At 61.0% G+C, this 25,311-nt stretch carries 17 protein-coding genes; 10 read left to right on the plus strand and 7 right to left on the minus strand.

The features are described 5' to 3' along the window. The first annotated feature begins 277 nt into the window (after positions 1-277). The 5 genes from RGV59_RS20275 (at position 278) to RGV59_RS20295 (ending at position 6,845) form a co-directional block, all read left to right on the plus strand. The gene (locus RGV59_RS20275; RefSeq protein ID WP_185833556.1) at positions 278-3,775 is read left to right on the plus strand and encodes a response regulator; all 3,498 of its coding nucleotides are present in this window, start codon (positions 278-280) and stop codon (positions 3,773-3,775) included. Then, positions 3,776-4,606 carry a CheR family methyltransferase gene (locus RGV59_RS20280; RefSeq protein WP_169884331.1) on the plus strand — a complete coding sequence of 277 codons (831 nt, stop codon included), beginning with the start codon at positions 3,776-3,778 and terminating at the stop codon, positions 4,604-4,606. Next, positions 4,603-5,202, plus strand: coding sequence for a chemotaxis protein CheB (locus RGV59_RS20285; protein WP_017846272.1), 600 nt, complete (start codon positions 4,603-4,605; stop codon positions 5,200-5,202). Before RGV59_RS20280 ends, RGV59_RS20285 begins: the two co-directional genes overlap by 4 nt. Further along, positions 5,196-6,389, plus strand: coding sequence for a hybrid sensor histidine kinase/response regulator (locus tag RGV59_RS20290; protein WP_017846271.1), 1,194 nt, complete (start codon positions 5,196-5,198; stop codon positions 6,387-6,389). The genes RGV59_RS20285 and RGV59_RS20290 overlap by 7 nt, the downstream gene beginning before the upstream one ends. A 78-nt stretch (positions 6,390-6,467) precedes the next feature. Next, positions 6,468-6,845 carry a response regulator gene (locus RGV59_RS20295; protein ID WP_017846270.1) on the plus strand — a complete coding sequence of 126 codons (378 nt, stop codon included), beginning with the start codon at positions 6,468-6,470 and terminating at the stop codon, positions 6,843-6,845. A 50-nt stretch (positions 6,846-6,895) separates the two neighbouring features. On the opposite strand, the gene RGV59_RS20300 is transcribed toward RGV59_RS20295, so the two are convergent. The 5 genes from RGV59_RS20300 to RGV59_RS20320 all read right to left on the minus strand — a co-directional run bounded on the left by RGV59_RS20300 (position 6,896) and on the right by RGV59_RS20320 (position 17,150). Then, positions 6,896-11,659: a hypothetical protein gene (locus RGV59_RS20300; protein WP_126585232.1), complete on the minus strand. Its 4,764-nt coding sequence runs from the start codon at positions 11,657-11,659 to the stop codon at positions 6,896-6,898. A gap of 111 nt (positions 11,660-11,770) precedes the next feature. Further along, positions 11,771-13,480, minus strand: coding sequence for an ATP-binding protein (locus RGV59_RS20305; RefSeq protein WP_126585233.1), 1,710 nt, complete (start codon positions 13,478-13,480; stop codon positions 11,771-11,773). Then, the gene (locus tag RGV59_RS20310) at positions 13,477-14,979 is read right to left on the minus strand and encodes an ATPase domain-containing protein (RefSeq protein WP_026139937.1); all 1,503 of its coding nucleotides are present in this window, start codon (positions 14,977-14,979) and stop codon (positions 13,477-13,479) included. Before RGV59_RS20310 ends, RGV59_RS20305 begins: the two co-directional genes overlap by 4 nt. 142 nt (positions 14,980-15,121) lie before the next feature. Next, positions 15,122-16,180, minus strand: coding sequence for a tetratricopeptide repeat protein (locus tag RGV59_RS20315; RefSeq protein ID WP_017846266.1), 1,059 nt, complete (start codon positions 16,178-16,180; stop codon positions 15,122-15,124). Positions 16,181-16,256: 76 nt separating this feature from the next. Then, positions 16,257-17,150: a bestrophin family protein gene (locus tag RGV59_RS20320; protein WP_126585234.1), complete on the minus strand. Its 894-nt coding sequence runs from the start codon at positions 17,148-17,150 to the stop codon at positions 16,257-16,259. A gap of 236 nt (positions 17,151-17,386) precedes the next feature. On the opposite strand from RGV59_RS20320, the gene RGV59_RS20325 reads away from it, so the two are divergent. The 5 genes from RGV59_RS20325 to RGV59_RS20345 are packed head-to-tail and all read left to right on the plus strand — an operon-like array spanning position 17,387 to position 22,946. Further along, positions 17,387-19,036 carry an AMP-binding protein gene (locus RGV59_RS20325; RefSeq protein WP_046489479.1) on the plus strand — a complete coding sequence of 550 codons (1,650 nt, stop codon included), beginning with the start codon at positions 17,387-17,389 and terminating at the stop codon, positions 19,034-19,036. Between the two features lie 22 nt (positions 19,037-19,058). Beyond that, a complete protein-coding gene (locus tag RGV59_RS20330; protein ID WP_017846263.1) occupies positions 19,059-19,826 on the plus strand; it encodes an SDR family NAD(P)-dependent oxidoreductase in 768 nt (255 codons plus the stop codon). Between the two features lie 13 nt (positions 19,827-19,839). Next, complete coding sequence (locus tag RGV59_RS20335; protein ID WP_017846262.1) at positions 19,840-21,024, plus strand: acetyl-CoA C-acyltransferase; 1,185 nt, start codon at positions 19,840-19,842, stop codon at positions 21,022-21,024. A gap of 9 nt (positions 21,025-21,033) precedes the next feature. After that, positions 21,034-22,161, plus strand: coding sequence for an acyl-CoA dehydrogenase (locus tag RGV59_RS20340; RefSeq protein WP_046383503.1), 1,128 nt, complete (start codon positions 21,034-21,036; stop codon positions 22,159-22,161). 11 nt (positions 22,162-22,172) lie between these two features. Continuing rightward, positions 22,173-22,946, plus strand: coding sequence for an enoyl-CoA hydratase (locus RGV59_RS20345; RefSeq protein WP_046489481.1), 774 nt, complete (start codon positions 22,173-22,175; stop codon positions 22,944-22,946). 63 nt (positions 22,947-23,009) lie between these two features. On the opposite strand, the gene RGV59_RS20350 is transcribed toward RGV59_RS20345, so the two are convergent. Together RGV59_RS20350 and RGV59_RS20355 are read right to left on the minus strand one after the other, a co-directional pair. After that, the gene (locus tag RGV59_RS20350) at positions 23,010-24,161 is read right to left on the minus strand and encodes an acyl-CoA dehydrogenase family protein (protein ID WP_102617085.1); all 1,152 of its coding nucleotides are present in this window, start codon (positions 24,159-24,161) and stop codon (positions 23,010-23,012) included. Positions 24,162-24,164: 3 nt separating this feature from the next. Continuing rightward, the gene (locus tag RGV59_RS20355) at positions 24,165-25,268 is read right to left on the minus strand and encodes an enoyl-CoA hydratase/isomerase family protein (protein WP_046489483.1); all 1,104 of its coding nucleotides are present in this window, start codon (positions 25,266-25,268) and stop codon (positions 24,165-24,167) included. Between the last annotated feature and the right edge of the window lie 43 nt (positions 25,269-25,311).

Raw genomic sequence — 25,311 nt, forward strand, 5'->3', positions numbered from 1 at the left:
CGAGCACCGTTTTGTTGAACAGAAGGTGAGCGCCTTTCTCGCGGAGTTTCCTTATTCCCAAGACGCTTTAGTCTGTGGAAAGGCTGATCAACCAGGTTCCGGTTCAGCACGGGCGGAGTGTGAGCAACTGAAACTGTGACGGGATGTGGGCGGTGTTCAGGGGGCCGTTGCCCGATTACGGCGTTTCGGGTTGCAGCGGTTTATGGCAGAAAAATAGCGTTCAACCGCAACTTTGGGGCAAACTCCCGGTTTTTCCGCATTTGGCCAAGGCATGCCCATGACTCCCGCGTCGATCGTCGATGAAAAGAGCTTTCGTAAGCTGTTGAGCCGCAACGTCGCACTGCCCCTCGGTGTAGGTGTGCTCAGCGCGGTGTTTTTTGTGTGCCTGATCACTTATTTGTTGTCGGTGATCCAGTGGGTAGAGCACACCGACCGGGTCATTAATAACCTCAACGAAACGTCCAAGCTGACGGTTGACCTGGAAACCGGCATGCGCGGCTTCCTGATCACCGGCGACGAGCATTTCCTCGACCCCTATGAAGTGGCCAAGCCGCGGATCATTGCTGACTTACACAATTTGCAGGAACTGGCGGCGGACAACCCCCAGCAGGTAGATCGCCTCAAGCGCCTGGAAACCCTGCAACTGGAGTGGAACAACTACGCCCAGTCGATGATTGATATGCAGCGCGAGAACGGCGACTACCGCAGCGCGGTGAAAGCCGGCCGGGGTAAACGCCTGACCGATGAGATTCGCAATGAATACGACGATGCGGTGGCGATGGAGCAACAGTTCCGGATTACCCGCAACGCGGAAGTCACCCGTACCACCCTCATCAGCGTCACCCTGTACTTGGTGTTCGTGCTGGGGCTGAGTGGCTTTCTGGCTTACATTGGTCGTAAAAATTTACTAGCACTTTCAGATAGTTACAGTGCGAACTTCGCGTCGCAACAGAAGATCGCACTGCGTCTGGAGCAACAAGCTTGGCTGCGCAATGGCCAGACCGAACTGGCCGAACAGGTGCTCGGTCAACTGACCCTGAACATGTTGGGGCGCAATATCCTGCAGTTCTTTGCCCAGTACATGGGCTCGGTGGTGGCGGCGCTGTATGTGCGTGAAGAGCACGGCGGCCTCAAGCGCGTGGCCGCCTATGGTTTCTCCCGCGAGCAGGAGCAGCAGGAGCAGGCGATCTACAGCGACGAAGGCATCGTGGGGCAGGCCGCCCAGCTCGGTCGCCTGATTCGCCTGGACGACGTGCCGGTGGATTACTTCAAAGTGAGTTCCGGCCTGGGCGAAGGCACGACCCGCAGCGTGCTGGTGGTGCCGACAAGCGATGACGACCGGATCAACGGCGTGATCGAACTGGGTTTCCTGCGCCCGCTGCAGGAGCGCGACATCGAACTGCTGGAACTCATCGCCGGCAATATCGGTACCTCCATCGAAGCCGCCCGCTATCGCCAGCGCTTGCAGGAAGTGCTGGCCGAGACCCAGCAGCTCAACGAAGAGCTGCAAGTGCAGCAGGAAGAGCTCAAGACCGCCAACGAAGAGTTGGAAGAGCAATCGCGCATCCTCAAGGAGTCCCAGGCCCACCTGGAAACGCAACAGGCGGAACTTGAGCAGACCAACGAGCAATTGGCCGAGCAGACGCTTACCCTGGCCGAGCAGCGCGATGCCATGGACCGCAAGAACGTCGAGCTCAACCAGGCCCAGCTTGAGCTGGAAGACCGCGCTGACGAGTTGCAACGCTCGAGCAAGTACAAATCAGAATTCCTCGCCAATATGTCCCACGAACTGCGCACGCCGCTGAACAGCTCGCTGATCCTGGCCAAGTTGCTGGCGGAGAACCCTCAGGAAAACCTCAGCGCCGAGCAAGTCAAGTTTGCCGAGTCGATCTATTCCGCCGGCAATGACCTGCTCAACCTGATCAACGACATCCTCGATATCTCCAAGGTCGAAGCCGGCAAGCTGGAAATGCGCCCGGAAAACTCCAGCGTGGCGCGCCTGGTCGATGGCCTGCGCGGGATGTTCGAGCCGCTGGCGGCCGATCGCAAGCTGGGGTTCCAGGTGCAGGTGCAGGAAGGTACGCCGACCATGCTCTTTACCGATCGCCAGCGCCTGGAGCAGATTCTCAAGAACCTGCTGTCCAACGCGGTCAAGTTCACCGAGCAGGGCCAGGTCAGCCTGTCGGTGTCCCGCGCGCCGGGGGAGGGTGTTGCCTTTACCGTGCGCGATTCCGGGATAGGCATCGCCCCGGACCAGCAGGAGAGCATCTTCGAAGCCTTCCGTCAGGCCGATGGCACCACCAATCGCCGGTATGGCGGCACCGGCCTGGGCTTGTCGATTTCCCGCGACCTGGCCGCGTTGCTCGGCGGCTATATCAGCGTCACCAGCGAACCCGGCAAGGGCAGCACGTTCACCCTGGTCATCCCGGAGCAGTACGTCGAACGCGAGGAAGACGCTGCGCCTATCGAGCAACCGCGCCAGGTGATTGCCGCCCCGGCGCCCAAGCCCATCGCGGTCTCGCCCCTGCCGGTGGCCGATGCCACACAGATCCCGCGCTTTGCCGACGACCGTGAGAAAGCGCCGTTCGCCACGCGCTGCATCCTGGTGGTGGAAGACGAACCGAACTTCGCGCGCATCCTGTTCGACCTCGCCCATGAGTTGGGCTACCACTGCCTGGTAGCCCATGGCGCGGATGAGGGTTACAGCCTGGCCGAGGAGTACATCCCCGACGCGATCCTGCTCGACATGCGCCTGCCGGACCATTCCGGGCTGACGGTGCTGCAACGCCTCAAGGAACACGCCAATACCCGCCACATCCCGGTGCATGTGATCTCCGTGGAAGACCGCGTCGAAGCCGCCATGCACATGGGCGCCATCGGTTACGCGGTGAAACCCACCACCCGCGAAGAGCTCAAGGAGATATTCACGCGCCTGGAAGCCAAGCTGACCCAGAAGGTCAAGCGCGTGCTGCTGGTGGAAGACGATGACCTGCAGCGCGAGAGCATTGCCCGCCTGATCGGCGACGATGACATCGAGATCACCGCCGTCGGCTTTGCCCAGGAAGCCCTCGACCTGCTGCGCACGAACATCTACGACTGCATGATCATCGACCTCAAGTTGCCCGACATGCTCGGCAACGAGCTGCTCAAGCGCATGGCCACCGAGGATATCTGCTCGTTCCCGCCGGTGATCGTCTACACCGGGCGCAACCTGACCCGCGACGAAGAGGCCGAGCTGCGCAAGTATTCGCGCTCGATCATCATCAAGGGCGCCCGTTCGCCGGAGCGCCTGCTCGACGAAGTCACACTCTTTTTGCACAAAGTCGAATCGCAGCTGTCCCATGAACGCCAGAAGATGCTCAAGACCGCGCGCAGCCGCGACAAGGTCTTCGAAGGGCGCAAGATTCTGTTGGTGGACGACGATGTGCGCAACATCTTCGCCCTGACCAGCGCCCTGGAGCACAAAGGCGCCGTGGTGGTGATCGGGCGTAACGGCCATGAAGCCATCGCCAGGCTCAATGAAGTCGATGATATCGACCTGGTGCTGATGGACGTGATGATGCCGGAAATGGACGGTTACGAGGCTACCGCCCTGATCCGCCAGGACCCGCGCTGGAAGAAGCTGCCGATCATCGCCGTGACGGCCAAGGCCATGAAGGACGATCAGGAGCGTTGCCTGGCGGCCGGCTCCAACGATTACCTGGCCAAGCCGATTGACCTGGATCGCCTGTTCTCGCTGATTCGCGTCTGGTTACCGAAGATGGAACGTATTTAAGTGGAACGCAGTTTTTTGGAAAAAAGCAGTGATATTGAGCTGCGCCTGCTGATTGAGGCGATCTACCTCAAGTACAGCTATGACTTTCGCGACTACTCCGGTGCGTCGGTCAAACGCCGTGTGGCCCACGCCCTGCGCCAGTTTGAATGCGCGACGATTTCGGCGTTGCAGGAGCGCGTCCTGCACGATCCGGCAGCGTTCATGCAATTGCTGCAGTTTTTGACGATTCCGGTCAGCGAGATGTTTCGCGACCCGTCGCACTTCCTCGCGATCCGTCAGGAAGTGGTGCCGCTGCTCAAGACGTATCCGTCGATCAAGATCTGGATCGCCGGTTGCAGCACGGGGGAGGAGGTGTACTCCATGGCGATCCTGCTGCGCGAAGAAGGGCTGTTGGAACGCACCATCATCTACGCCACCGACATCAACCCGGCATCGCTGGATAAGGCCAAGCAGGGAATTTTTTCCCTGGAGAATGTGCGTGCCTATACCGCCAACTACCAGCAGGCCGGTGGGCAGCGTTCCTTTGCTGATTACTACACGGCGGCTTACGATCATGCGATCTTCGACAAGACGTTGCGCGAGAATGTCACGTTCGCCGATCACAGCTTGGCAACCGACAGTGTGTTCTCAGAAACTCAATTAATTTCATGTCGCAATGTATTGATTTACTTCAATAAAAAGTTGCAGGATCGGGCGTTTGGATTGTTTCATGAGTCGCTGTGTCATCGTGGCTTCCTGGTGCTGGGCAGCAAGGAAACCCTGGATTTTTCTGCCTACAACAAGCAATTCGAGCCCTTGGTCAAACAGGAACGGATCTACCGGAAATCATGAACGACGCTGCCGCCAACCCCATGTGTGGGATAGAAGCCATCGTCGTCGGCGCGTCCGCCGGCGGCGTTGAGGCGTTGCTGAGTATTTTTGGCGATCTGCCGCAGGCCTTCGGGCTGCCGATCATTGCCGTGCTGCACCTGCCGGACGAGCGCCGTAGCCAGTTGGCGGAAGTGTTTGCGCGGCGTTTGCAGATTCCGGTACGCGAAGGGCAGGACAAGGAAGTGATCCAACCGGGCACCTTGTACTTCGCCAGCCCCGGCTATCATTTGTCGGTGGAGCATGACCGCAGCCTGTCTTTGAGCCAGGAAGACCGGGTACACCATTCCCGGCCCGCCATCGATTACCTGTTCGCCTCGGCCGGCGATGTCTACGGCAAGCGCCTGCTGGCCATACTGCTGACCGGTGCGAACCAGGACGGCGCCCAAGGGCTGGCCCACGTCAAGCAATCGGGCGGTATCACTGTCGTACAGGACCCCGACGAAGCACGGATTGCCGTGATGCCGCGGGCGGCCCTGGCCCTGCACACGCCTGACCATATTCTGACCTTGAGCCGCATTGCCTCATTGCTGGCTTCCCTGGAATCTTCCCCATGTTAAGTACTATCCAGGCCAAACTGCTGATCGTCGACGATCTGCCGGAAAACCTGCTGGCCCTCGAAGCGCTGATCAAGCGCGAGGACCGCCAGGTCTTCAAGGCCTTGAGCGCCGACGAGGCCTTGTCCCTGTTGCTGGAGCACGAGTTCGCCATGGCGATCCTCGATGTGCAAATGCCCGGCATGAACGGTTTCGAGTTGGCCGAGCTGATGCGCGGCACCGAAAAGACCAAGAACATTCCGATCGTATTCGTCAGCGCCGCCGGCCGCGAACTCAACTATGCCTTCAAGGGTTATGAAAGCGGGGCCGTGGACTTCCTGCACAAGCCGCTGGATATCCATGCGGTGAAGAGCAAGGTCAATGTGTTCGTCGACCTGTACCGCCAGAGCAAGGCGATGAAACAGCAGGTGGAAGCGCTGGAGCGCAGCCGCCGCGAACAGGAGTTGCTGCTGACACGCCTGCAGGCCACTCAGGCTGAGTTGGAGCAGGCGGTACGCATGCGCGATGACTTCATGTCGATCGTCGCCCACGAAGTCCGCACGCCACTCAACGGGCTGATTCTCGAAACCCAACTGCGCAAGATGCACCTGGCCCGGGACAACGCCGCCGCGTTCACCCTGGACAAGATGCGCGCCATGGTCGACCGCGATGAGCGGCAGATCCAGAGCCTGATCCGGCTGATCGAAGACATGCTCGACGTGTCGCGCATCCGCACCGGCAAACTGTCGATTCGTCCGGCGCGCTTCGACCTCACGCAACTGGTGCGCAACCTGCTGGAAAACTTCGCGCCGCAAGTGGCCGCCGCCGAGTCGTCCATGCAACTGGAGGCGGAAGGTCCGGTGGAAGGCAGCTGGGATGAATTCCGCATCGAGCAAGTGGTGTCCAACCTGCTGACCAACGCCTTGCGCTATGGGGCCAAGAGCCCGGTGGGCGTGCGGGTATACAGCGAACACGGCGAAGCACGGCTGGAGGTGCGGGACCACGGGATCGGCATCAGCGCCGACAATCAGAAGCGCATTTTCCAGCAGTTCGAGCGCGTGTCCGCCAGCCATGTGGCCGCCGGTCTGGGCCTCGGGCTGTTTATTTCCGAACAGATCGTCGCGGCCCATGGCGGTACCATCGAGGTGGAGAGCCAGATAGGCGAGGGCGCCCTGTTCCGGGTGTGCCTGCCCCTGGACGCATCGGCGTGAAAACAATCGTCACTTCGACGCAACCTCTGCGTGACTGCATGGTCGTAAGTGCAGCAATTGACCGGACAAAGGCTTCCCATGAGTGAAGATGCACAAGATGTCGTTCTGATCGTCGAGGACGACGAATCGATTATGTTTGTCCTGGATGAATACCTCAAAGGCCTGGGCTATCGGGTATTGAAAGCGATCAATGGGGAGCAGGCTTTTGAAATCCTCGCCAGTAAACCGCACCTGGACCTCATGGTGACGGACTATCGCCTGCCTGGCGGCGTCACCGGCGTGCAGATCGCCGAGCCGGCGGTGAAGTTGCGCCCGGAGCTGAAGGTGATTTTTATCAGTGGCTACCCGCAGGAAATTCGTGACTGCGACAGCCCGATCACACGCAAGGCGCCGATCCTGGCCAAGCCGTTTGACCTGGATACGCTGCAAGAACATATCCTGCGGTTGTTGGCGTGACACCTGCATGTGTCAGTCCAACAACCGCTGATGCCCCTGGCCGGTCAGGATTACCAGGCAAGCACCTCGGCCTTTGCATGTGAATCAAGTACCCGTGCGGGGTTGGTTCCCTCGAAGAGCTCAAACGATCCATCGGGTTTTATGTCAATACGGTTGGCCGTTGCGATCGTAGTGGACGCCGGGTATTTGTTTGCGATGTTGAACAGCACTTGTTCACCGGCGTCACCTTGTTTCAGAGCGATGCCTAATCCCGGAATGGTCCGGACATAATCGCCGCCCACATAAATCACTTTGCTTGTCTGGTCTAACGATCCCTCCAGTTGTTTCAGCACGCGCTGTTGTTCTGTCGTCGGCACGCCGCCTTGGAAGTGCATTAATGTTCGTTTCTGGTAGACACCCTCTTTCAAGTCGGTAAGCACCGCCAGGGCCGTACAATCACTGATGCCACGGGTGCTGATGATTGCGGTCGGGTCAGTGACGGTGACGTCCTTGTAATCCGACATAGCGATGTGGTGGGTCGGGGCGGGGGGCTTCAGGTGAGTAACCGTCGTCGGGATGGATTCTTCATAAAGCCGTTTGACCGGTCTGTCATGAAGACTCGCGGTGCTTATCCACGACTCGTGATGGTCGCTGATCTTGAATTCAAGTTTTTTGGGGTCATTGCTATAAGTTTTGTATTGGACCGGCAGCTTCTTGTCATTGAATATTTTTTCGAGACCACGCCTCATCATGGCCTCGCTTGAAAACTCGGCCACCCCAACATTCGGGTCGTAAAAGAAGAACGTTTTGCCGTCGCCATCCGGCACGGACCCGGCCACCATCGCGTGGCCGGGAGAGTCGATCATCACGGTCTTGCCCCCAGGCGCATTGGCCAGTTCCGTAATCATGTCCTGATACGTTACCTGGCGCTGTGGGTTACCGGCGTGAAACATGAACGGTGTACTGATGCTTTTTTGCACATCGTCTAATGTGCGAGCAAATACTCGCGACCCCTCAGCCCGCGGATTGGCAGCGGCAACGTACAGGTTGTCAATAAATACGCGTTCTTTTCCTTGCGCCTTGGCCGATGCGAACGTACGCGAGAGAGCGGCGCACTGCCCATCGGAAAGGTGGTTGACCTGGCTAAGGTAGATGGTCTGAGGTACGGGGGTGAACGTTCCTCCGACGGCATTTACGTGGGCGTTGAAATGCTGTGTGCCGTTGAGCCCGTGCTGGACAGCCAGCCTTTCCTGCTGGCGGACCAAGGTGCCCACCTCTTTTGCTGTTTTGTCCGGGCGTAGCGCCAGCTTCATCACGTCTTCTGATTTCATGCCCTTGGCATAGCCTTTAATCAGTTCCGGCGCGCCGTCCTCATAGCCACTCATAAATGCTGCGCTGGGCGTCACCCCATCGCCCTGGTAACGATCCAGTAGCTTTCCCCAGTCTTTTCGAATTTGAATCGACTCCGGCGAGAGCGCGCGCTGCGTGTTTTGCCACGCATGAAGCTCCTGAGTACCGCCTCGTATTGACGGCTGGAAATCGTCCAGTGCTTTGCCAAACGGGCGTCGGGTCGTCGTATCAAAGGCATACCATTTACCGTCCTGAAGAACCGCGGCACCTTGTAAGGTCTCGCCGGACGTCTTGAAGGTACCCATCGCTGCTGCGTCGTATTGTTTGCTCGCGGCGACCAGGTCGTAGCCAGTGTGGGTGCCGCGTAGGTGCCGGATGTCTTGAATCGTGTCGGTGATGACGCGTTTACCGACGCTTGCCACGCCGCGACCGGTAGCGCGCAGTAAATCCGCCGCGCCGTCCAACGGATTAACCAGGCTGATCGCGCTCAACCCCAGGGTCTTTCCTATATGCAAGGCCTTGCTACCGGCAGACAGGGTTTTGGTTGCAACTTTAGCCAGTTTCCCTGCGGTGGAGGCTCCAACGGTCATGATGCCAAACAGGTCGAGTGATAAGTCGATGATCCCTTCGCCGAGGTTGCCCTCCGTAAAATGCTTGATGGCTGACCGTAATGGGATCAGGTTAAGAAGCAACTCATTTAACTTTTTGTAAAAGGGTACCTCGGACTCAACCGTCGTCACCCCTCGAGCCTCGGCCTCCAGCGCGCCCCATACGCTGCTGACCTTGGCCACCGTGGCACCGATGGCCGCGCTCCGGGGGCTGGCGAAACTGTTCAACGGCCCGGCGGTGTCGGTGTTTTCTTGTAGCAGCTGTTGCCGTACCAGCGGGGAACCTTCATCGGGAATGGACAGTGTGACGGGGACCATGTCGGTATACGGCGTGTTGTTATCGCGCGGTTTTCCGTCTTCTATATGAGCCCCAGGCTGATAACCGGGCTGGAAATCGCCGAGGTCCCCGCGTTTGGTGAGCGTGTTCTTCTGGACATTCAGTTCATAGGTATGGGCAATCCCGTCGCGCATCACTTTCAATAGCACAGGGTTGCCGTCGGCAGCCGGGACCCGGACGATACCGCTGAGCTGATGTTCGCCCTTGAACTCCTTGAAGATCGAAAGGCTTCCGTATTCGATATTCTGCCGGTCCTCCAGCGGCAACTGGGCGATCAGGTGCTTGACCTGCGTGGCGACGCTGCTGTCGAGGGCGCGACCAAACTGTTGGAACTCACTGACGAATTCCCTGCTGATATGTTTCAGGTTTTGCGTCTTGCTCAAGACCTCCTCGAGGGTGAAGTTGGGCGTGTTGGCAGCAGGGCGTCCGGGGCCCCTGCGCGGTGGCGTGTAAGGCTCGATCACCCATTGGTTGGGGTGTGACGCATTGTTGCGCCTGGCCGGGTGGTAGGGCACATTGGGCGGGTTGTGCAGCATGTTCTCCATGTACAAGTCCAATATCGAATAGGGCCCGGGTCGATCTTTATCGTAAGTGTCCAGTACGATGCACTTCAGTTCCAGGCGCGCGTCATCGCCCAAAACTTCGCGCAGTTCGGCCAGGGCCATCTCCTTGCGAGACGCCGGCGCGGGCGTGCGCTGTGCTTCGGAAGCTGTTCGCAGTTCGCCGACCTGCTGGTTAAAGGCGTCGGCGATGGTTTGCATATCTGCAGGCGACGTCACACTCGTGACGATGCTGTTGGTCAGGCCCCATTCCTTGAGCGCGTCATGCTGGGCGACATATTCGATCTGACGCTGAGCCTGGGACACTGGAGCGATATCCGCGTACAGCATGACCTCGCCGTAACTCATGGTGGATGCCCGGCCCGGCGTCTCGGCTTCTATGCGCGCCACCGCGGTACTGAAGCTGACGTGGGCGGGGGAGCCGTGAGTGACCGTGGCGGGGATATCCTTGACCAGCAACTCTGGCGCCTTGGAGGCCAGTTTCAGGTTGGCCTGGATATTGGCTTTTTCCGGTGACGAAGCCTCTTTCGTGACGTAGTACAAATGGTCGGCCACACGCTGGGCCGTCTCTGATAAAGGTTTGCCTTTAAGCTGCTGGCCGGCCAGGTCAAAGCCTGAAATGTGCTTCTGGGGCAAGGTTGCCTGGGTGAATGCATCGGTGTAATTCAGGTTCAAGGCCGCCATTAACCAGTCATTGACGCTGCCTTTGACCGACAGTGTGTTGAACTTGGCCTGGATGGCCGCCCCCAGCGCCTGGCCCTTGGGCGACTGGATGATGCGGTCGAGCAGTTGCCGTGGGTTGCGAAGCTCGTGGGCTTCGACTGCTACACCTGGCATCAATGCTTCCAACACATTGCGGTTGCTCCCCAGGTTCAGGTCGCCCACATTGCCGTGCTGCAAGAATGCCAACAGTTGGCGCTGGGTGTCCGTGTCAATCGGCTGCGGCCAGGACAGGGCGCCGCCGTAGTTACCATGGACGGGGCTTCGCGGTGTGGGGATGAGGAGGAATCGCCTGAGGTTCTCCACTTCCTGTGCGGTGCCGGGTTTTTCAAAGCCGTGGTATTCAACAAAATCAGCCAGGTTAGCCACGCCTCCTTGCTGCACGCCTCGATCCCGTTCGTATGAGGAGTGGGGGTTCAATTCGAAGGTGGTTTCACGCAGATACGCGGGGACCTGCGACAGTTGAAGGCTGCCTGAGGCAAGGACTGTCCCCAGATGCTTCAACAACACAGCCGCTTGGTGCCGGTTGTTGATGTTCCCCAACAGCGTCTGCTGCTGCTTGAGTGCGTCCTCGCTGCGCGTTTCCTGGAGCCCAGGGAATACAGCGGGGTCAAGCGGGGCAAAGGTTTTATCGCGCTCCAGCTCGGCGGCGCGTTGCTGGAGTTCGGAAGGGGCGATTCGCGTCGGCTCTTTGTAGAACTGCCCAACCAGCCAGGCCGGCGCACGGTTGGCGCTCTCGGACGACGGAAGGGGAAACGGCCTGTTCCTGTCGGAGATGACCCCTCCGGCATCCATTAACGGCCCTCGCACCGCCGACCAGCGCTTGTCCTCGCTCGCACGCAACTGTAAGGGCGCATTGAGCGAAACATCTGGGGTTACACGGTAGGTGACTTGACCACTTTGCGGCAGGATTTTGATCGAGTCGGGCAGGGCTCTGACCGTGAGCCGCCAGTCGAGGAACTCCGGCGACCGAGCGGCATTGCCTAGCAACTTCCACCACTGGCCAAATGTTGAATCCGGCGGAATATCCACCATGATCGCGTTGTCGTGGGCGGGAACGCCGCTGAAGCCCTGCAATGCCTTGCCGTAGTTCTGCGCCAACGCACTGTCGCCCCTGGCCCGGGGGGAATTGCCAGGGGCAGAGAAGTGGGGGCTTTCGCGGTCAGGCTCTACAGCTACCTGCTCGACTGGCTCCAGCGTGTCGCTGGCAATGGAAGAGTGCGGGGGAAAAGCGTGGGCAAGGCTGTTGGAAATCGTCATAGGTGGCGGCTCTATCATCAGGATTGAGGTCCACTGGGTGAAAATTCCAGGTCCCAGTGGTAATCCTTCGTACCCAAGCCCCTTGACCGATTCCATTTTCGAACCGTGGCTTTATTGCACCTTGTTGCCGGTCGCCTCCGCTTGGCTGGCGGCTGCGCGGATCATTTCCCTGACTTTCGCCGTCAAGAGATCAAACGTGAACGGCTTGGTAATCAACTGCATCCCAGGGTCCAGAAAACCACCGCGCACCGCCGCGTGTTCGGCATAGCCGGTGATAAATAGAACCTTGAGTTCCGGCCGAATCTGCCGGCCGATTTCCGCCAGTTGCCGGCCGTTCATGCCCGGCAGCCCGACGTCGCTGATCATCAGGTCAATGCGCTGGTCGGACTCGATGATCGGCAGTGCGGTGTTGGCATCGCTGGCCTCGACAAAGGCATAGCCCAGTTCTTTGAGCACCGCGCTGATCAGTACCCGTACCGCCGGGTCGTCCTCGACGATCAACACTGTTTCACCGGCATTGGCAAAGGGCAGTCGCGCGGGGTTCGCCGCTTCGGCCACGACCATTTCACCGACGAAACGCGGCAGGAACAGGCTGACGGTAGTGCCTTTTCCGACTTCGCTGTGGATCGTCACATGGCCACCGGATTGCCGTGCAAAGCCGTAAATCATCGACAGGCCGAGGCCGGTGCCCTGGCCGATCGGTTTGGTGGTGAAGAAAGGATCGAAGACGCGCCCCATTAAACTTTCCGGGATACCGCAGCCGCTGTCGCTGACGCTCAACTCAACGTAGTCACCGGGTTGCAATGTGCCGTAGGCGGCGGTGAACACGCTGTCGAGATGGCGGTTGCTGGTTTCCACGGTGAGGTTGCCGCCGTTCGGCATGGCATCGCGTGCGTTGATCACCAGGTTGAGCAGCGCGCTTTCCAACTGGTTGGGGTCGGCTTCGGCGGTCCAGAGCGGGTCGCTGAGGCGCATGTCCAGCGCAATGCTTTCATTGATGCTGCGTTGCAACAGTTCGCCCATGGAGGTCACCAGTTGGTTGATCTCGACGGGTTTTGAATCCAGCGACTGCCGCCGGGAGAACGCGAGCAGGCGGTGGGTCAGGCCGGCGGCCCGGTTGGCAGAGGTGACACCCAGGTCGATCAGGCTGTCCAGGTCGTCCAGCTTGCCGCGGGAGACGCGCCTGCGCAGTAATTCCAGGCTGCCGATGATGCCGGTGAGCATGTTGTTGAAGTCATGGGCGATGCCGCCGGTCAACTGGCCGACGGCCTCCATCTTCTGCGATTGACGCAGCGCTTCTTCATTGCTGCGCAACTGCGCCGTGCGTTCTTCTACTTGCTGCTCGAGCGTCTCCAGCGTGCGTTGCAAGCGCAGTTCGCTTTCGCTCAGGTCGATCAGCCGGTCGCGCGCATCGTATTGTCGGCGTCGTCCGCGCAGTGCCGCCGTAACCAGGCTGATCAACGTCACAGGATGGAAAGGCCGCTCGAGGAAGGTGACATTGCCCAATAACCCGCTCAGGTGCGAGGAACCGTTCTGCTCGGCGCCGCCGTGATGGGTCATCAATACGATGGGCAAGTCCGACCACGCAGGCTGTTGGTGCAAATACTCGAGCAGCGGCTCCAGATCGATGCCGCGCAAGGCTTCGGCAGCAATAATCAGCAGGCCGGCCCCTTCTTCCAGTGCGTTGCACAAGGCCGTCAGGCCCGTGGCGATCACGCCGCTGTACCCGGCCTCGTTGAGCATCATCAGCGCCAACGTGCCGTCGCGGCCCATCGGCGCAAGTACGATGGCGCGCTCGGAGACGGGCGATAGGCTCGTCACTGGCCCTCATCCTTGAGCAGAGGAGAGCCGGCGCCCATGTACGTGGGGATACCGCGCAGTACGCCCTGGAAATTATCGAGCGGCTCGCCGACAGTCATGCCCTGGCTGCTGATGCGGTACTCGCGAATGGTCGATTCATGGGCACCGGTGCGTTTCTTGATGATTGAAATGGCGCGGCGCACCTTGCCCAACGCTTCGAAATAGCGCAGCAGAATGACCGTGTCGGCGAGGTAGGTAATGTCGACGGGCGCCTGCATGTCACCAACCAGGCCGTGCTGGGCGACGGTCATGAACGTGGCGACGCCGCGGCGGTTGAGATACAGCAGCAGTTCGTGCATGTGCAGGATCAGCGCATTTTCTTCCGGCATGGCGGCCTGATAGCCGTTGATGCTGTCGATCACCACAGTCTTGATCCCGCGCTCATCCACGCAGCGCCGCACGCGGTGCGAGAACTCGCCGGGGGTCAACTCGGCCGCGTCGACTTGCTCGATCAGCAGGTTGCCAGTGGCTTGCAGCGCGGCGAGGTCGATGCCCATGTTTTTCATGCGCTCGAAGAGCAGGCCCAGTTCCTCATCGAAGATGAACAGCGCGGCTTTTTCGCCCCGCGCCACGGCGGCGGCGGCAAACACCATCGAGATCAGCGACTTGCCGGTGCCGGCGGGGCCGAGGATCAGGCTGCTGGAGCCAGTCTCGACTCCGCCGCCCATCAAGGCATCCATTTCGCGAATGCCGCTGCTCAGGGTCTCGCGCACATAGCCGCCGCGATGTTCGGCCGCCACCAGCCGCGGGAACACATGCACGCCATCGCCCATGATGGTGAAATCGTGGAAGCCGCCGCGGTACTTTTGGCCGCGGTACTTCACGACCCGCACGCGACGGCGTTCGGCGCCGTAATTGGGCGTCAGTTCTTCCAGGCGAATCACCCCGTGGGCGACGCTGTGTACGGTTTTGTCGAGGGATTCGGTGGTCAGGTCGTCGAGCAGCAACACCGTGGCGTCGTAACGCACGAAATAGTGCTTGATCGCCAGGATCTGTCGTCGATAACGCAGGGAACTTTGCGCCAGCAGGCGGATTTCGGAGAGGCTGTCGACCACCACGCGGGTCGGCTTGACCCGTTCCACCACTTCAAAGATCTGCCGCGTGGCCTCGCCCAGCTCCAGGTCGGAAGAGTACAACAGGCTTTGCTGTTGTTCGGCATTGAGCAGGCTTTCCGGCGGGGTCAGCTCGAAAATATGGATATTGTCATCCAGATCCCAGCCGTGGGATTTTGCGCCCTGGCGCAATTCACGCTCGGTTTCGGACAAGGTGATATAGAGCGAGCGTTCACCATTTTCTGCCCCTGCCTTCAGGAAGTGCAGGGCGACGGTGGTTTTGCCGGTCCCTGGTTCGCCTTCGAGCAGAAACAGATGGCTGCGGGACAAGCCGCCGCAAAGAATGTCATCAAGACCTTCGATACCGGTGGCCGCCTTTTCGGATAACAGCGCGTTGGACATAGACAAGAAGTGCCCTCAGGTCACATACGAGTAAGAGGTGCGCGTTCGTTCGAGCGCGCTATACCTTCTTGACCCTGGCGTATGAGCGGGGTTCCGCCTTTTCGTCTTTTGCGCGCAATGTCAGCGCCTGGGCGGCGATGCGGCGCGCCTACAGGCCCTGTTGCAGCGCCGGATCATCCGGGTTTTGTTGCTCCAACTGCGCCAGCAGCACCTGAACGTTCTGCAATTGACCGCTTTCTTTCCAGTAGCTGACCAGCAGCACCCGCGCCTTGCGATTGGCCGGGTGGCGCTGGATGATTTCTTCCAACTGGCGCTGGGCGGCTTCGAGTTCTTCCTGGGCGTGCAGGGTGGTGGCCAGGTCGTAACGGTAATCCTGATTGCTCGGTTCCAGTTCCACTGCCTTGGACAGGCCGAGCAAGGCGTAAGCACGCTCGCCATGGTGCAGCAACCACATGCCCAAGGCGTGTTGCAGGTACGCGGATTCGGGGTGCGCCGCGAGCTGGCGGGCCAGCAGTTGGCGGGACTCGTCGGTCTTGCCTTGTTTATCCAGCAGTTCGATTTGCGCAACCACGGCTTGCAGGTTGTCCGGTTGCAGGCGCATTGCTTGCTCCAGGGCGTTCTGCGCCTCCGGCAACAGCGCGCTGTGGATATACAGGCGCGCCAGTTGGAGCCAACCTTCGGCAGTTTCAGGTTGCGCCTTGAGCTTCTTCACGAACTCATCGAGTACCTGCTGCAAGGGCCCGAAATACAGGCCGAGGGTGTCGGGCGAGAGGCCAAGCAATGCGTTGGCGGCGGCAAAGCGCACGTCTTGTTGCGGATCGTCGAGCAACGGCCCGAGCAGCAGCGTGCGCTGGCCCGTGGGCACCAGGCCGACGATGCTGTGAATCGCCGCTTCACGCACCTGCGGCGAGTCGTCGGCCAGGTCCTTGTCGGCGAGCTTCAGTGCCTGGGGGCTGGGGTAATTGGGCAGCTCGGCATGCAAGGCCACACGACGCTCGTCGGACAAGTCCGGCCGGGCCAGTTGCTGGTACAGCACGCGGGCGGCGCCCGGTTCGCCGTTGCGCGCCTGTTTCAAGGCTTTCGCGTAGCCATGGGCAATGGCGGGCGGCACGGCCACCGGGGTGGAACGGGAGAAATACCAGGTGATCAGCACAATCAACAACAGGGCGCACAGGCCGATGATGGAGTAACGGCGTGACTTTGACATGCAGGCGTCCGAGAGCTTAGGCAGCTAGGGCAAAGCTCTCAGCTTCGGTCAGACCACGGCGAGTGTCAAACCTGTATCAGGTCAGCACGTATTCCACCGGCTCCAGGGCAGGCGGCAAGGCCGTTTCGCCGAGGGCCGCCAGGATCTCACGCTCCAGGGTCCGCACGATCGCGTTGCAGGGCAGGTCGTTCTCATCGAAGCCGAAGGGGTCCTCCAGGTCGTCGCCGATTTCGTCGAGGCCAAAGAAGGTGTAGCTGACGATTGCGGTGAACACCGGTGTCAGCCAGCCCAGCGGTTCGGCCATGGCAAACGGCAACAGAATGCAGAACAGGTAAATGGTGCGGTGCAGCAGCAGGGTGTAGGGGAAGGGCAGCGGTGTGCTTTTGATCCGCTCGCACGCTGCCTGCACCTGGGTCAGGCTGACCAGTCGGGTTTCCAGCTGGGTGTAGCGCCATTCACTGATCACGCCCCGTTCGGCCAGCCCGGAAAACCGCGCGCCGAGCTGTTGCAGGACCTGGTCCGGGAGGTTGGGATGGCCTGATTCGACTTCGATCCAGGGCTTCACCGCTCGCGCCTCATCTTCCAGGCGTAGGCGCGCGATCAATCCATGGACAAAGCCGCACAGGCCGCGCAGCAGCCCGGCCCGCTCCAGCGGGTCGCTGAATACCTGGGTTTCACGGATCAGTGAGCGCACTTCGATGGTCATCTGCCCGAGTTGCTTGCGGCCTTCCCACCAGCGGTCGTAGCAAGCGTTGTTGCGAAAACTCATGAAGATCGACAGCGACAGCCCGAGCAAGGTGAACGGCGTGGCATTGACCTTGGAGAAATACGCCGGGTGCAGGGTTTCCACCAGCACGATGACCGAGGCCAGCAACGTGACCAGCAGGCTGCGCAGGGCGATGCGCTTGGCGATCGAGCCCTTGAGCGAAAACAGAATGCCCAGCAGGTTGGGTTTGGGGCGAACGATCATCGGGAGGGGCTTCTTCGGTGGCGCAGGCCATCAGGTTAGAAGCTGGCGGCCGGCGCGTCCAATCGCTTGGGCCGACCGCTTGATCGGCGGGGTCTATGATCAAGCGGCATTGGCCAAACCAGTCAGGCATGTTGGTGGCTTTGACCATTGCTGCTGCAGCGCTCTAGAGCGACTATTTCCGCGGTTCTTGTCCGAAAAAACGTCCTGAAAATAAAAATACTGAAGGATTTGAAGCGATGCGTGACTATTTGGCTGCCACTACCGAGTTCGATTACCAACATACCGTCGACAGCACCTTGGCCGGTAACCTGCAAGGCCTCAATGCCTGCGTGGAATGCTGCGACCGGCATGCGTTACCAGGGCGCATTGCGCTGTTCTGGGAAGGCAAGGATGGGCGCAGTGCCACATCCACCTTCAGCGACTTGCAAGACCAGGCAGCACGCTTCGCCAATTTCCTGCTGGCCCAGGGCGTCAAACGCGGCGACAGAGTGGCCGGCCTGTTGCCACGCACCGCCGAATTACTGGTGGTGGTCCTTGCGACCTGGCGCATCGGCGCCGTCTACCAACCGTTGTTCACCGCCTTCGGCCCCAAGGCCATTGAGCATCGCCTGAACAGTTCCGGCGCGGCCGTGGTGGTCACCGATGCGGTGAACCGGCCCAAGCTCGCGCAAGTGGAAGGCTGCCCGACGATCGTCACGGTCACTGGCGCCAAGGGCGAAGGCCTGGTACGCGGTGATTTCAGCTTCTGGGCCGAGCTGGCCACCTATTCCAACCACTGCGAGCCGGTGCTGCTGGGCGCTGACGACCCGTTCCTGCTGATGTTCACCTCGGGCACCACCGGCCCGTCGAAAGCGCTGTCGGTGCCGCTCAAGGCCATTGTTGCGTTCCAGAGCTACACCCGCGACGCGGTGGACCTGCGCCCCGAAGACGCATTCTGGAACGTTGCCGACCCGGGCTGGGCCTATGGCATCTATTTCGGCGTGACCGGACCGTTGTCCATGGGCCACCCGATTACTTTCTACGATGGCCCGTTCACCCTCGAAAGCACCTGCCGGGTGATCAATAAATACGGAATCACCAACCTGACCGGCTCGCCGACCGCGTATCGCCTGTTGATTGCCGGCGGCGAGCAATTCGCCCGCTCGATCAAGGGCAAGCTGCGTATTGTCAGCAGCGCCGGCGAGCCGCTGAACCCGGAAGTGATCCGCTGGTTTGCCGACAACCTGGGGGTGACCATCCATGACCATTACGGCCAGACCGAGTTGGGCATGGTGCTGTGCAACCACCATGGCCTGGAACACCCGGTGCATGTCGGTTCGGCGGGTTTTGCCTCGCCAGGGCATCGCATCGTGGTGCTGGACGACGATCACCAGGAATTGCCCGCCGGCCAGCCAGGGATTCTCGCCGTCGACCGTGAGCAATCGCCGATGTGTTGGTTCGCCGGCTATGACGGCGTGCGGACCAAGGCGTTTGTCGGCAAGTACTACCTCAGCGGCGACACCGTCGAACTGAACCCGGACGGGAGCATCAGCTTCGTCGGGCGCAGTGACGATGTGATCACCACTTCCGGCTACCGCGTCGGCCCGTTCGATGTGGAAAGCGCGCTGGTCGAACACCCGGCGGTGGTGGAAGCGGCGGTCGTCGGCAAGCCCGACGCGGAACGCACCGAACTGGTGAAAGCCTTCGTGGTGATCAACGAACAGTTCCGCGCCACCCCCGAGCTGGCCGAGGAATTGCGCCTGCATGTACGCCAGCGCCTGGCCGCGCATGCCTACCCGCGGGAAATCGAATTTGTCAGCGACTTGCCCAAGACCCCGAGCGGCAAGCTGCAGCGCTTCATTTTGCGTAATCAGGAAATCGCCAAGGCGCAAGCCGTGTTGGCCTGATCCACTTTTCAAGGAAACAACGATGCAGATTGCAAACAAGGTTTTTCTGGTCAGCGGCGGCGCGTCGGGCCTCGGCGCAGCCACCGCTGACATGCTGGTCGCCGCCGGCGCCAAGGTGATGCTGGTGGACCTGAACGCCGATGCCGTCGCGGCCAAGGCCAAACAACTGGGCGACAACGCCCGCAGCGCGGTGGCGGACATCAGCCAGGAAGCCGCTGCCGAAGCCGCCGTGCAGGCCACCGTTGCGGCCTTTGGGGGCTTGCACGGGCTGGTGAACTGCGCCGGTGTGGTACGTGGCGAGAAGATCCTCGGCAAGAACGGCCCCCATGGCCTGGCCAGCTTTGCCCAGGTGATCAACGTCAACCTGATCGGCAGCTTCAACCTGCTGCGCCTGGCCGCTGCGGCCATCGCAGAAACCCAGGCGGACGCCGACGGTGAGCGCGGCGTGATCATCAATACCGCGTCGGTGGCGGCGTTTGACGGGCAGATCGGCCAGGCAGCGTATGCTGCGTCCAAAGGTGCGATCGCCAGCCTGACCCTGCCCGCCGCGCGTGAATTGGCGCGCTTCGGTATTCGGGTGATGACCATCGCCCCCGGCATTTTCGAAACCCCGATGATGGCCGGCATGACCCCGGAAGTCCGCGATTCCCTGGCCGCTGGCGTGCCGTTCCCGCCACGCCTGGGCAAACCGAGCGAATACGCCGCGTTGGTTCGGCACATCATTGAAAACAGCATGCTCAATGGCGAGGTGATCCGTCTCGACGGCGCCTTGCGCATGGCAGCCAAGTAAGAGAGGAAGCGTCATGAGTGATCCCATCGTAATTGTCAGCGCCGCACGCACCCCCATGGGCGGGTTCCAGGGCGATCTCAAAGGCCTGACCGCACCGCAACTGGGCTCCGCGGCGATTCGCGCCGCCGTCGAGCGTGCCGGCATCGCCAGCGATGCCGTGGATGAAGTGCTGTTCGGCTGTGTACTGCCGGCCGGCCTCGGCCAGGCCCCGGCACGCCAGGCCGCGCTTGGCGCCGGGCTGGACAAGGCCACCCGCTGCACCACCCTCAACAAAATGTGCGGCTCGGGCATGGAGGCGACGATGCTTGCCCATGACTCGCTGCTGGCCGGCAGCGTTGATGTGGTGATTGCCGGCGGCATGGAAAGCATGTCCAACGCGCCGTACCTGCTGGACCGCGCACGCAGCGGCTACCGCATGGGCCACGGCCGCGTGCTCGACCATATGTTCCTCGACGGCCTGGAAGACGCCTACGACAAAGGCCGCCTGATGGGCACCTTTGCCGAAGACTGCGCACAACATAACGGCTTTACCCGCGAGGCCCAGGATGCGTTTGCCATTGCATCCCTGAGCCGCGCACAAGCGGCGATCAGCAATGGCAGCTTCGCGGCCGAGATCGTCCCGGTGCAGGTCACAGTGGGCAAGGAGCAAAAAACCATCCTGCATGATGAGCAACCGCCCAAAGCCAAGCCGGAGAAGATCGCCAGCCTGAAACCGGCGTTCCGTGAAGGGGGCACAGTGACTGCGGCCAACTCCAGCTCGATTTCCGACGGTGCGGCGGCCTTGCTCCTGATGCGTCAGTCCGAGGCGCACAAGCGCGGGCTGCAACCCTTGGCGGTGATCCGTGGGCATGCGGCGTTTGCCGATGAGCCGGGCCTGTTTCCGGAGGCGCCGGTGGGGGCGATCCGCAAGTTGATGAGCAAGACCGGCTGGAACCTGGGCGACGTGGACCTGTTCGAAATCAACGAAGCCTTTGCCGTGGTCAGCCTGATCACCATGAGCAAGCTGGAGATCCCCCACGACAAGGTCAACATTCATGGCGGCGCCTGTGCCCTGGGCCACCCGATCGGCGCCTCAGGCGCGCGGATTCTGGTGACGCTGCTGTCGGCCCTGCGCCAGAAAGGCCTCAAGCGTGGCGTCGCCGCCATCTGCATCGGCGGCGGTGAAGCCACGGCCATGGCAGTCGAATGCCTGTATTAAGGATTGAACATGCTGCCCAATGACGAACAACTGCAAATCAGCGACGCGGCCCGACAATTCGCCCAGGAACGCCTGAAACCGTTCGCGGCCGAGTGGGACCGCGAGCACCGCTTTCCCAAGGAGGCCATCGGCGAAATGGCCGAACTGGGCTTCTTCGGCATGCTGGTGCCGGAACAGTGGGGCGGTTGCGACACCGGCTACCTGGCCTACGCCATGGCCCTGGAAGAAATCGCCGCCGGCGACGGGGCCTGCTCGACCATCATGAGCGTACACAACTCGGTGGGCTGCGTGCCGATCCTCACGTTCGGCAACGATCAGCAGAAAGAGCAGTTCCTCAAGCCCCTGGCCAGCGGCGCGATGCTCGGCGCCTTCGCGTTGACCGAGCCGCAGGCCGGTTCCGATGCCAGCAGCCTGAAAACCCGAGCGCGCCGCGAAGGCGACCACTATGTGTTGAACGGCTGCAAACAATTCATCACCTCCGGGCAAAACGCCGGCATCGTGATTGTGTTTGCCGTCACCGACCCGGCGGCGGGCAAGCGCGGCATCAGCGCGTTTATCGTGCCGACGGATTCGCCGGGCTACACGGTGGCGCGGGTCGAGGACAAGCTGGGCCAGCATGCGTCGGACACTTGCCAGATCCTGTTCGAAGACGTCAAGGTGCCGCTCGCCAATCGTCTGGGGGAGGAGGGCGAAGGCTACCGCATCGCCCTGGCCAACCTCGAAGGCGGGCGGGTCGGCATTGCCTCGCAATCGGTGGGCATGGCCCGCGCTGCCTTTGAAGCGGCGCGCGACTATGCCCGCGAGCGCGAAAGCTTTGGCAAAACCTTGATCGAACACCAGGCCGTGGCCTTCCGCCTGGCGGACATGGCCACGCAAATCGCCGTCGCGCGGCAAATGGTGCATTACGCCGCCGCCCTGCGCGACAGCGGCAAACCGGCGCTGGTCGAGGCGTCCATGGCCAAGCTGTTCGCCTCGGAAATGGCCGAGAAAGTCTGCTCTGCCGCCTTGCAAACCTTGGGCGGTTACGGTTACCTGAGCGACTTCCCCTTGGAGCGGATCTACCGCGATGTGCGGGTCTGCCAGATTTACGAAGGCACCAGCGATATTCAGCGCATGGTCATCTCACGCAATCTTTAAGGAGCCACTATATGAGTTACGAAACTATTTTGCTCGACGTGCAGGGCCGTGTCGGGTTGATCACCCTCAACCGCCCGCAAGCCCTGAACGCGTTGAACGCACAACTGATCAACGAGTTGAATCAGGCGCTGGACACCCTGGAACGCAACCCTGAAATCGGCTGCATCGTGCTGACCGGCTCGAAAAAAGCCTTCGCCGCCGGCGCCGACATCAAGGAAATGGCCGAGCTGACCTACCCGCGAATCTATATCGACGACCTGTTCAGTGAGGCCGATCGCGTGGCCAACCGTCGCAAGCCGATCATCGCTGCCGTCAACGGCTTCGCCCTGGGCGGCGGCTGTGAGCTGGCGCTGATGTGCGACTTCATTCTGGCGGGCGACGGCGCCAAGTTCGGCCAGCCGGAAATCAACCTCGGCGTGCTGCCGGGCATGGGCGGCACCCAGCGCCTGACCCGCGCCGTGGGCAAGGCCAAAGCCATGGAAATGTGCCTGACCGGACGCTTTATCGATGCGGTGGAAGCCGAGCGTTGTGGGATCGTGGCGCGTATTGTCCCGGCCGATGAACTGCTCGAAGAGGCGCTGAAAGTCGCCACGCTGATTGCCGGCAAGTCGGTGCCGATCAGCATGATGGTCAAGGAAAGCGTGAACCGGGCGTTTGAAGTGAGCCTGTCGGAAGGCGTGCGCTTTGAGCGTCGGGTATTCCATGCGGCGTTTGCGACGCAGGATCAGAAGGAAGGCATGGCGGCATTCGTGGCCAAGCGCGCGCCTGAATTCAAAGACCAGTAAGCAGCTTATAAACGCCACAAACCCCCTGTGGGACGCTCCCACAGGGGGTTTGTGGCGTGTCAGTCAGAGCTGGTAGTTCTTCAGCTCCCGTGCAATCACCATCCGCTGAATCTCGCTGGTGCCCTCGTAGATCTGCGTGATCCGCGCATCGCGGTAGTAGCGCTCCACCGGATAATCCTCCAGATACCCATACCCGCCATGAATCTGCATCGCCGAGGAGCAGACCTTTTCGGCCATTTCCGAGGCGAACAGCTTGGCCTGGGACGCTTCCGACAAGCACGGCTTGCCCGCACTGCGCAGGCGTGCGGCGTGCAGGATCAGCAAGCGTGCGGCATTGAGCCGGGTTTGCATGTCGGCCAGCAGGTTGGCCACGCTCTGGTGCTCGATGATGGCCTTGTCGAACTGCACGCGGTCACGGGCATACGCCAGCGCCGCTTCAAACGCAGCACGGGCGATGCCCAGGGCTTGAGCGGCAATGCCGATGCGCCCGCCTTCCAGGTTGGACAGCGCAATCGCCAGGCCTTTGCAGCGCTCACCCAGCAGGTTGGCCTCAGGCACGCTGCACTGGTTGAGGGTGACGGCACAGGTGTCCGAGGCGCGGATGCCCATTTTGTGTTCGGTACGGTCGACCACGAACCCCGGCGTGTCGGTCGGCACCAGGAAGGCAGAAATGCCGCGCTTGCCCAGTTCCGGATCGGTCACCGCAAACACAATCGCCAACTTGGCGCGCTTGCCGTTGCTGACAAACTGCTTGGCGCCATTGATCACCCACTGGCCGTCGCGCAGTTCGGCACGGGTACGCAGGTTGTGGGCTTCGGAGCCGGCCTGCGGTTCGGTCAGGCAGAAGCAGCCGATGGCCTGGCCGCTGGCGAGGTCGGCCAGCCAGGTTTGTTTCTGTTCAGGTGTGCCGTAGTTGAGGATTGGCCCGCAACCCACTGAATTATGGATACTCATCAAGGCGCCTGTGGCGCCGTCGCCGGCGGAAATCTCTTCCACGGCCAAGGCATATGCCACGTAATCGATATAGGTGCCGCCCCATTCTTCCGGCACCACCATGCCCAGCAGGCCCAGTTCGCCCATCTTCGCCACCAGGGCATCATCGATCCAGCCGGCTTTTTCCCAGGCCTGCGCGTGAGGGGCGATTTCGCCACGGGCAAAGTCGCGCGCCATGTCGCGAATCATGATCTGTTCTTCAGTATATTCAATATCTTGCATGGCTTATCTCGCAACCTGCGTGAAGTTGTGGAAGAAGCTTTCCACGTGGCTCGGGTCCAGCCCATGGAGCGTCGACGGGTTCCAGCGCGGGCTCTTGTCCTTGTCGATGATCAGGGCGCGGACGCCTTCAATCAGGTCGCCACGCTCGAACCACTGGCGATCCAGATGCAGTTCCAGGGCGAAACACTGCTCCAGCCGCAAACGGCGCCCGCGCCGCAGCATTTCCAGGGTTACGGCCATGGCCAGCGGCGAACGGGTTTGCATCAGGTTAGCCGTGGTCAGCGCCCATTCATGGCTGTTGGCAACCGTTACTTGCTGCAGTTGTTCGACAATGCTCGGCACGTCCGGCAGGGCAAAGAAATGATCGATAGCGGGGCGCAAGGCGGCAAGCGGGGCGTCCGGCAGTTGTTGCACGGCCAGCTTGGCCAACACGCCTTGCAGGTCCTTGAGAGGGGAGTCTTGCCACAACAGCTGGTCGAGTTTCTGGTCGAGGTCGGCCAGTTTGGTGCTGTCCAGGTACCAGTCCGCCAGCCCGCAGTACAGCGCATCGGCCGCGCGAATTTGCACGCCGGTGACGCCCAGATAAATGCCCAGTTCGCCAGGAATGCGCGGCAGGAAGTAGCTGCCGCCGACGTCGGGGAAGTAACCGATCGCCACTTCCGGCATCGCCAGGCGGCTGCGTTCGGTGACCACGCGCAGATCCGCGCCTTGCACCAGGCCCATGCCGCCGCCGAGGACAAAACCGTCCATCAGGGCCAGTATCGGTTTGCGGTAATGGTGGATGGACAGGTCGAGGGCGTATTCCTCGACGAAGAAATCCTGGTGCAGGCTGTCGCCGTTCTTGAAGCTGTCGTAAAGCGAGCGAATATCGCCGCCCGCGCAGAAGGCTTTTTCACCGGCACCGCGTAGGACCACGGCGTACACCTGGGGATCGTCTGCCCATGCCTGTAGCTGTTCGGTCAGGCTGCGAACCATGTTCAGGGTGATGGCGTTCAAGCCGGCGGGGCGATTGAGGGTAAGGTGGCCAATATGGTTGCGAACGTCGGCCAGAACCTCTTGCTGAAGCCTGTCGGCGTGGCTTGCCTCGGATGAAACCTGAGCAGTCATCTGTAACTCCCTGCTTTTATTGTTCTTTATCAATATGTTCGGG

This window comes from Pseudomonas sp. FG1, assembly GCF_034313875.1.
Classification (GTDB): domain Bacteria; phylum Pseudomonadota; class Gammaproteobacteria; order Pseudomonadales; family Pseudomonadaceae; genus Aquipseudomonas; species Aquipseudomonas veronii.

Coding starts and splice junctions, on each gene's coding strand:
- RGV59_RS20340 (WP_046383503.1), top strand. CDS start 21,034: ATGCTGCCCAATGACGAACAACTGCAAATCAGCGACGCGGCCCGACAA.
- RGV59_RS20335 (WP_017846262.1), top strand. CDS start 19,840: ATGAGTGATCCCATCGTAATTGTCAGCGCCGCACGCACCCCCATGGGC.
- RGV59_RS20320 (WP_126585234.1), bottom strand. CDS start 17,150: ATGATCGTTCGCCCCAAACCCAACCTGCTGGGCATTCTGTTTTCGCTC.
- RGV59_RS20345 (WP_046489481.1), top strand. CDS start 22,173: ATGAGTTACGAAACTATTTTGCTCGACGTGCAGGGCCGTGTCGGGTTG.
- RGV59_RS20350 (WP_102617085.1), bottom strand. CDS start 24,161: ATGCAAGATATTGAATATACTGAAGAACAGATCATGATTCGCGACATG.
- RGV59_RS20290 (WP_017846271.1), top strand. CDS start 5,196: ATGTTAAGTACTATCCAGGCCAAACTGCTGATCGTCGACGATCTGCCG.
- RGV59_RS20275 (WP_185833556.1), top strand. CDS start 278: ATGACTCCCGCGTCGATCGTCGATGAAAAGAGCTTTCGTAAGCTGTTG.
- RGV59_RS20295 (WP_017846270.1), top strand. CDS start 6,468: ATGAGTGAAGATGCACAAGATGTCGTTCTGATCGTCGAGGACGACGAA.
- RGV59_RS20325 (WP_046489479.1), top strand. CDS start 17,387: ATGCGTGACTATTTGGCTGCCACTACCGAGTTCGATTACCAACATACC.
- RGV59_RS20330 (WP_017846263.1), top strand. CDS start 19,059: ATGCAGATTGCAAACAAGGTTTTTCTGGTCAGCGGCGGCGCGTCGGGC.
- RGV59_RS20300 (WP_126585232.1), bottom strand. CDS start 11,659: ATGACGATTTCCAACAGCCTTGCCCACGCTTTTCCCCCGCACTCTTCC.
- RGV59_RS20315 (WP_017846266.1), bottom strand. CDS start 16,180: ATGTCAAAGTCACGCCGTTACTCCATCATCGGCCTGTGCGCCCTGTTG.
- RGV59_RS20355 (WP_046489483.1), bottom strand. CDS start 25,268: ATGACTGCTCAGGTTTCATCCGAGGCAAGCCACGCCGACAGGCTTCAG.
- RGV59_RS20285 (WP_017846272.1), top strand. CDS start 4,603: ATGAACGACGCTGCCGCCAACCCCATGTGTGGGATAGAAGCCATCGTC.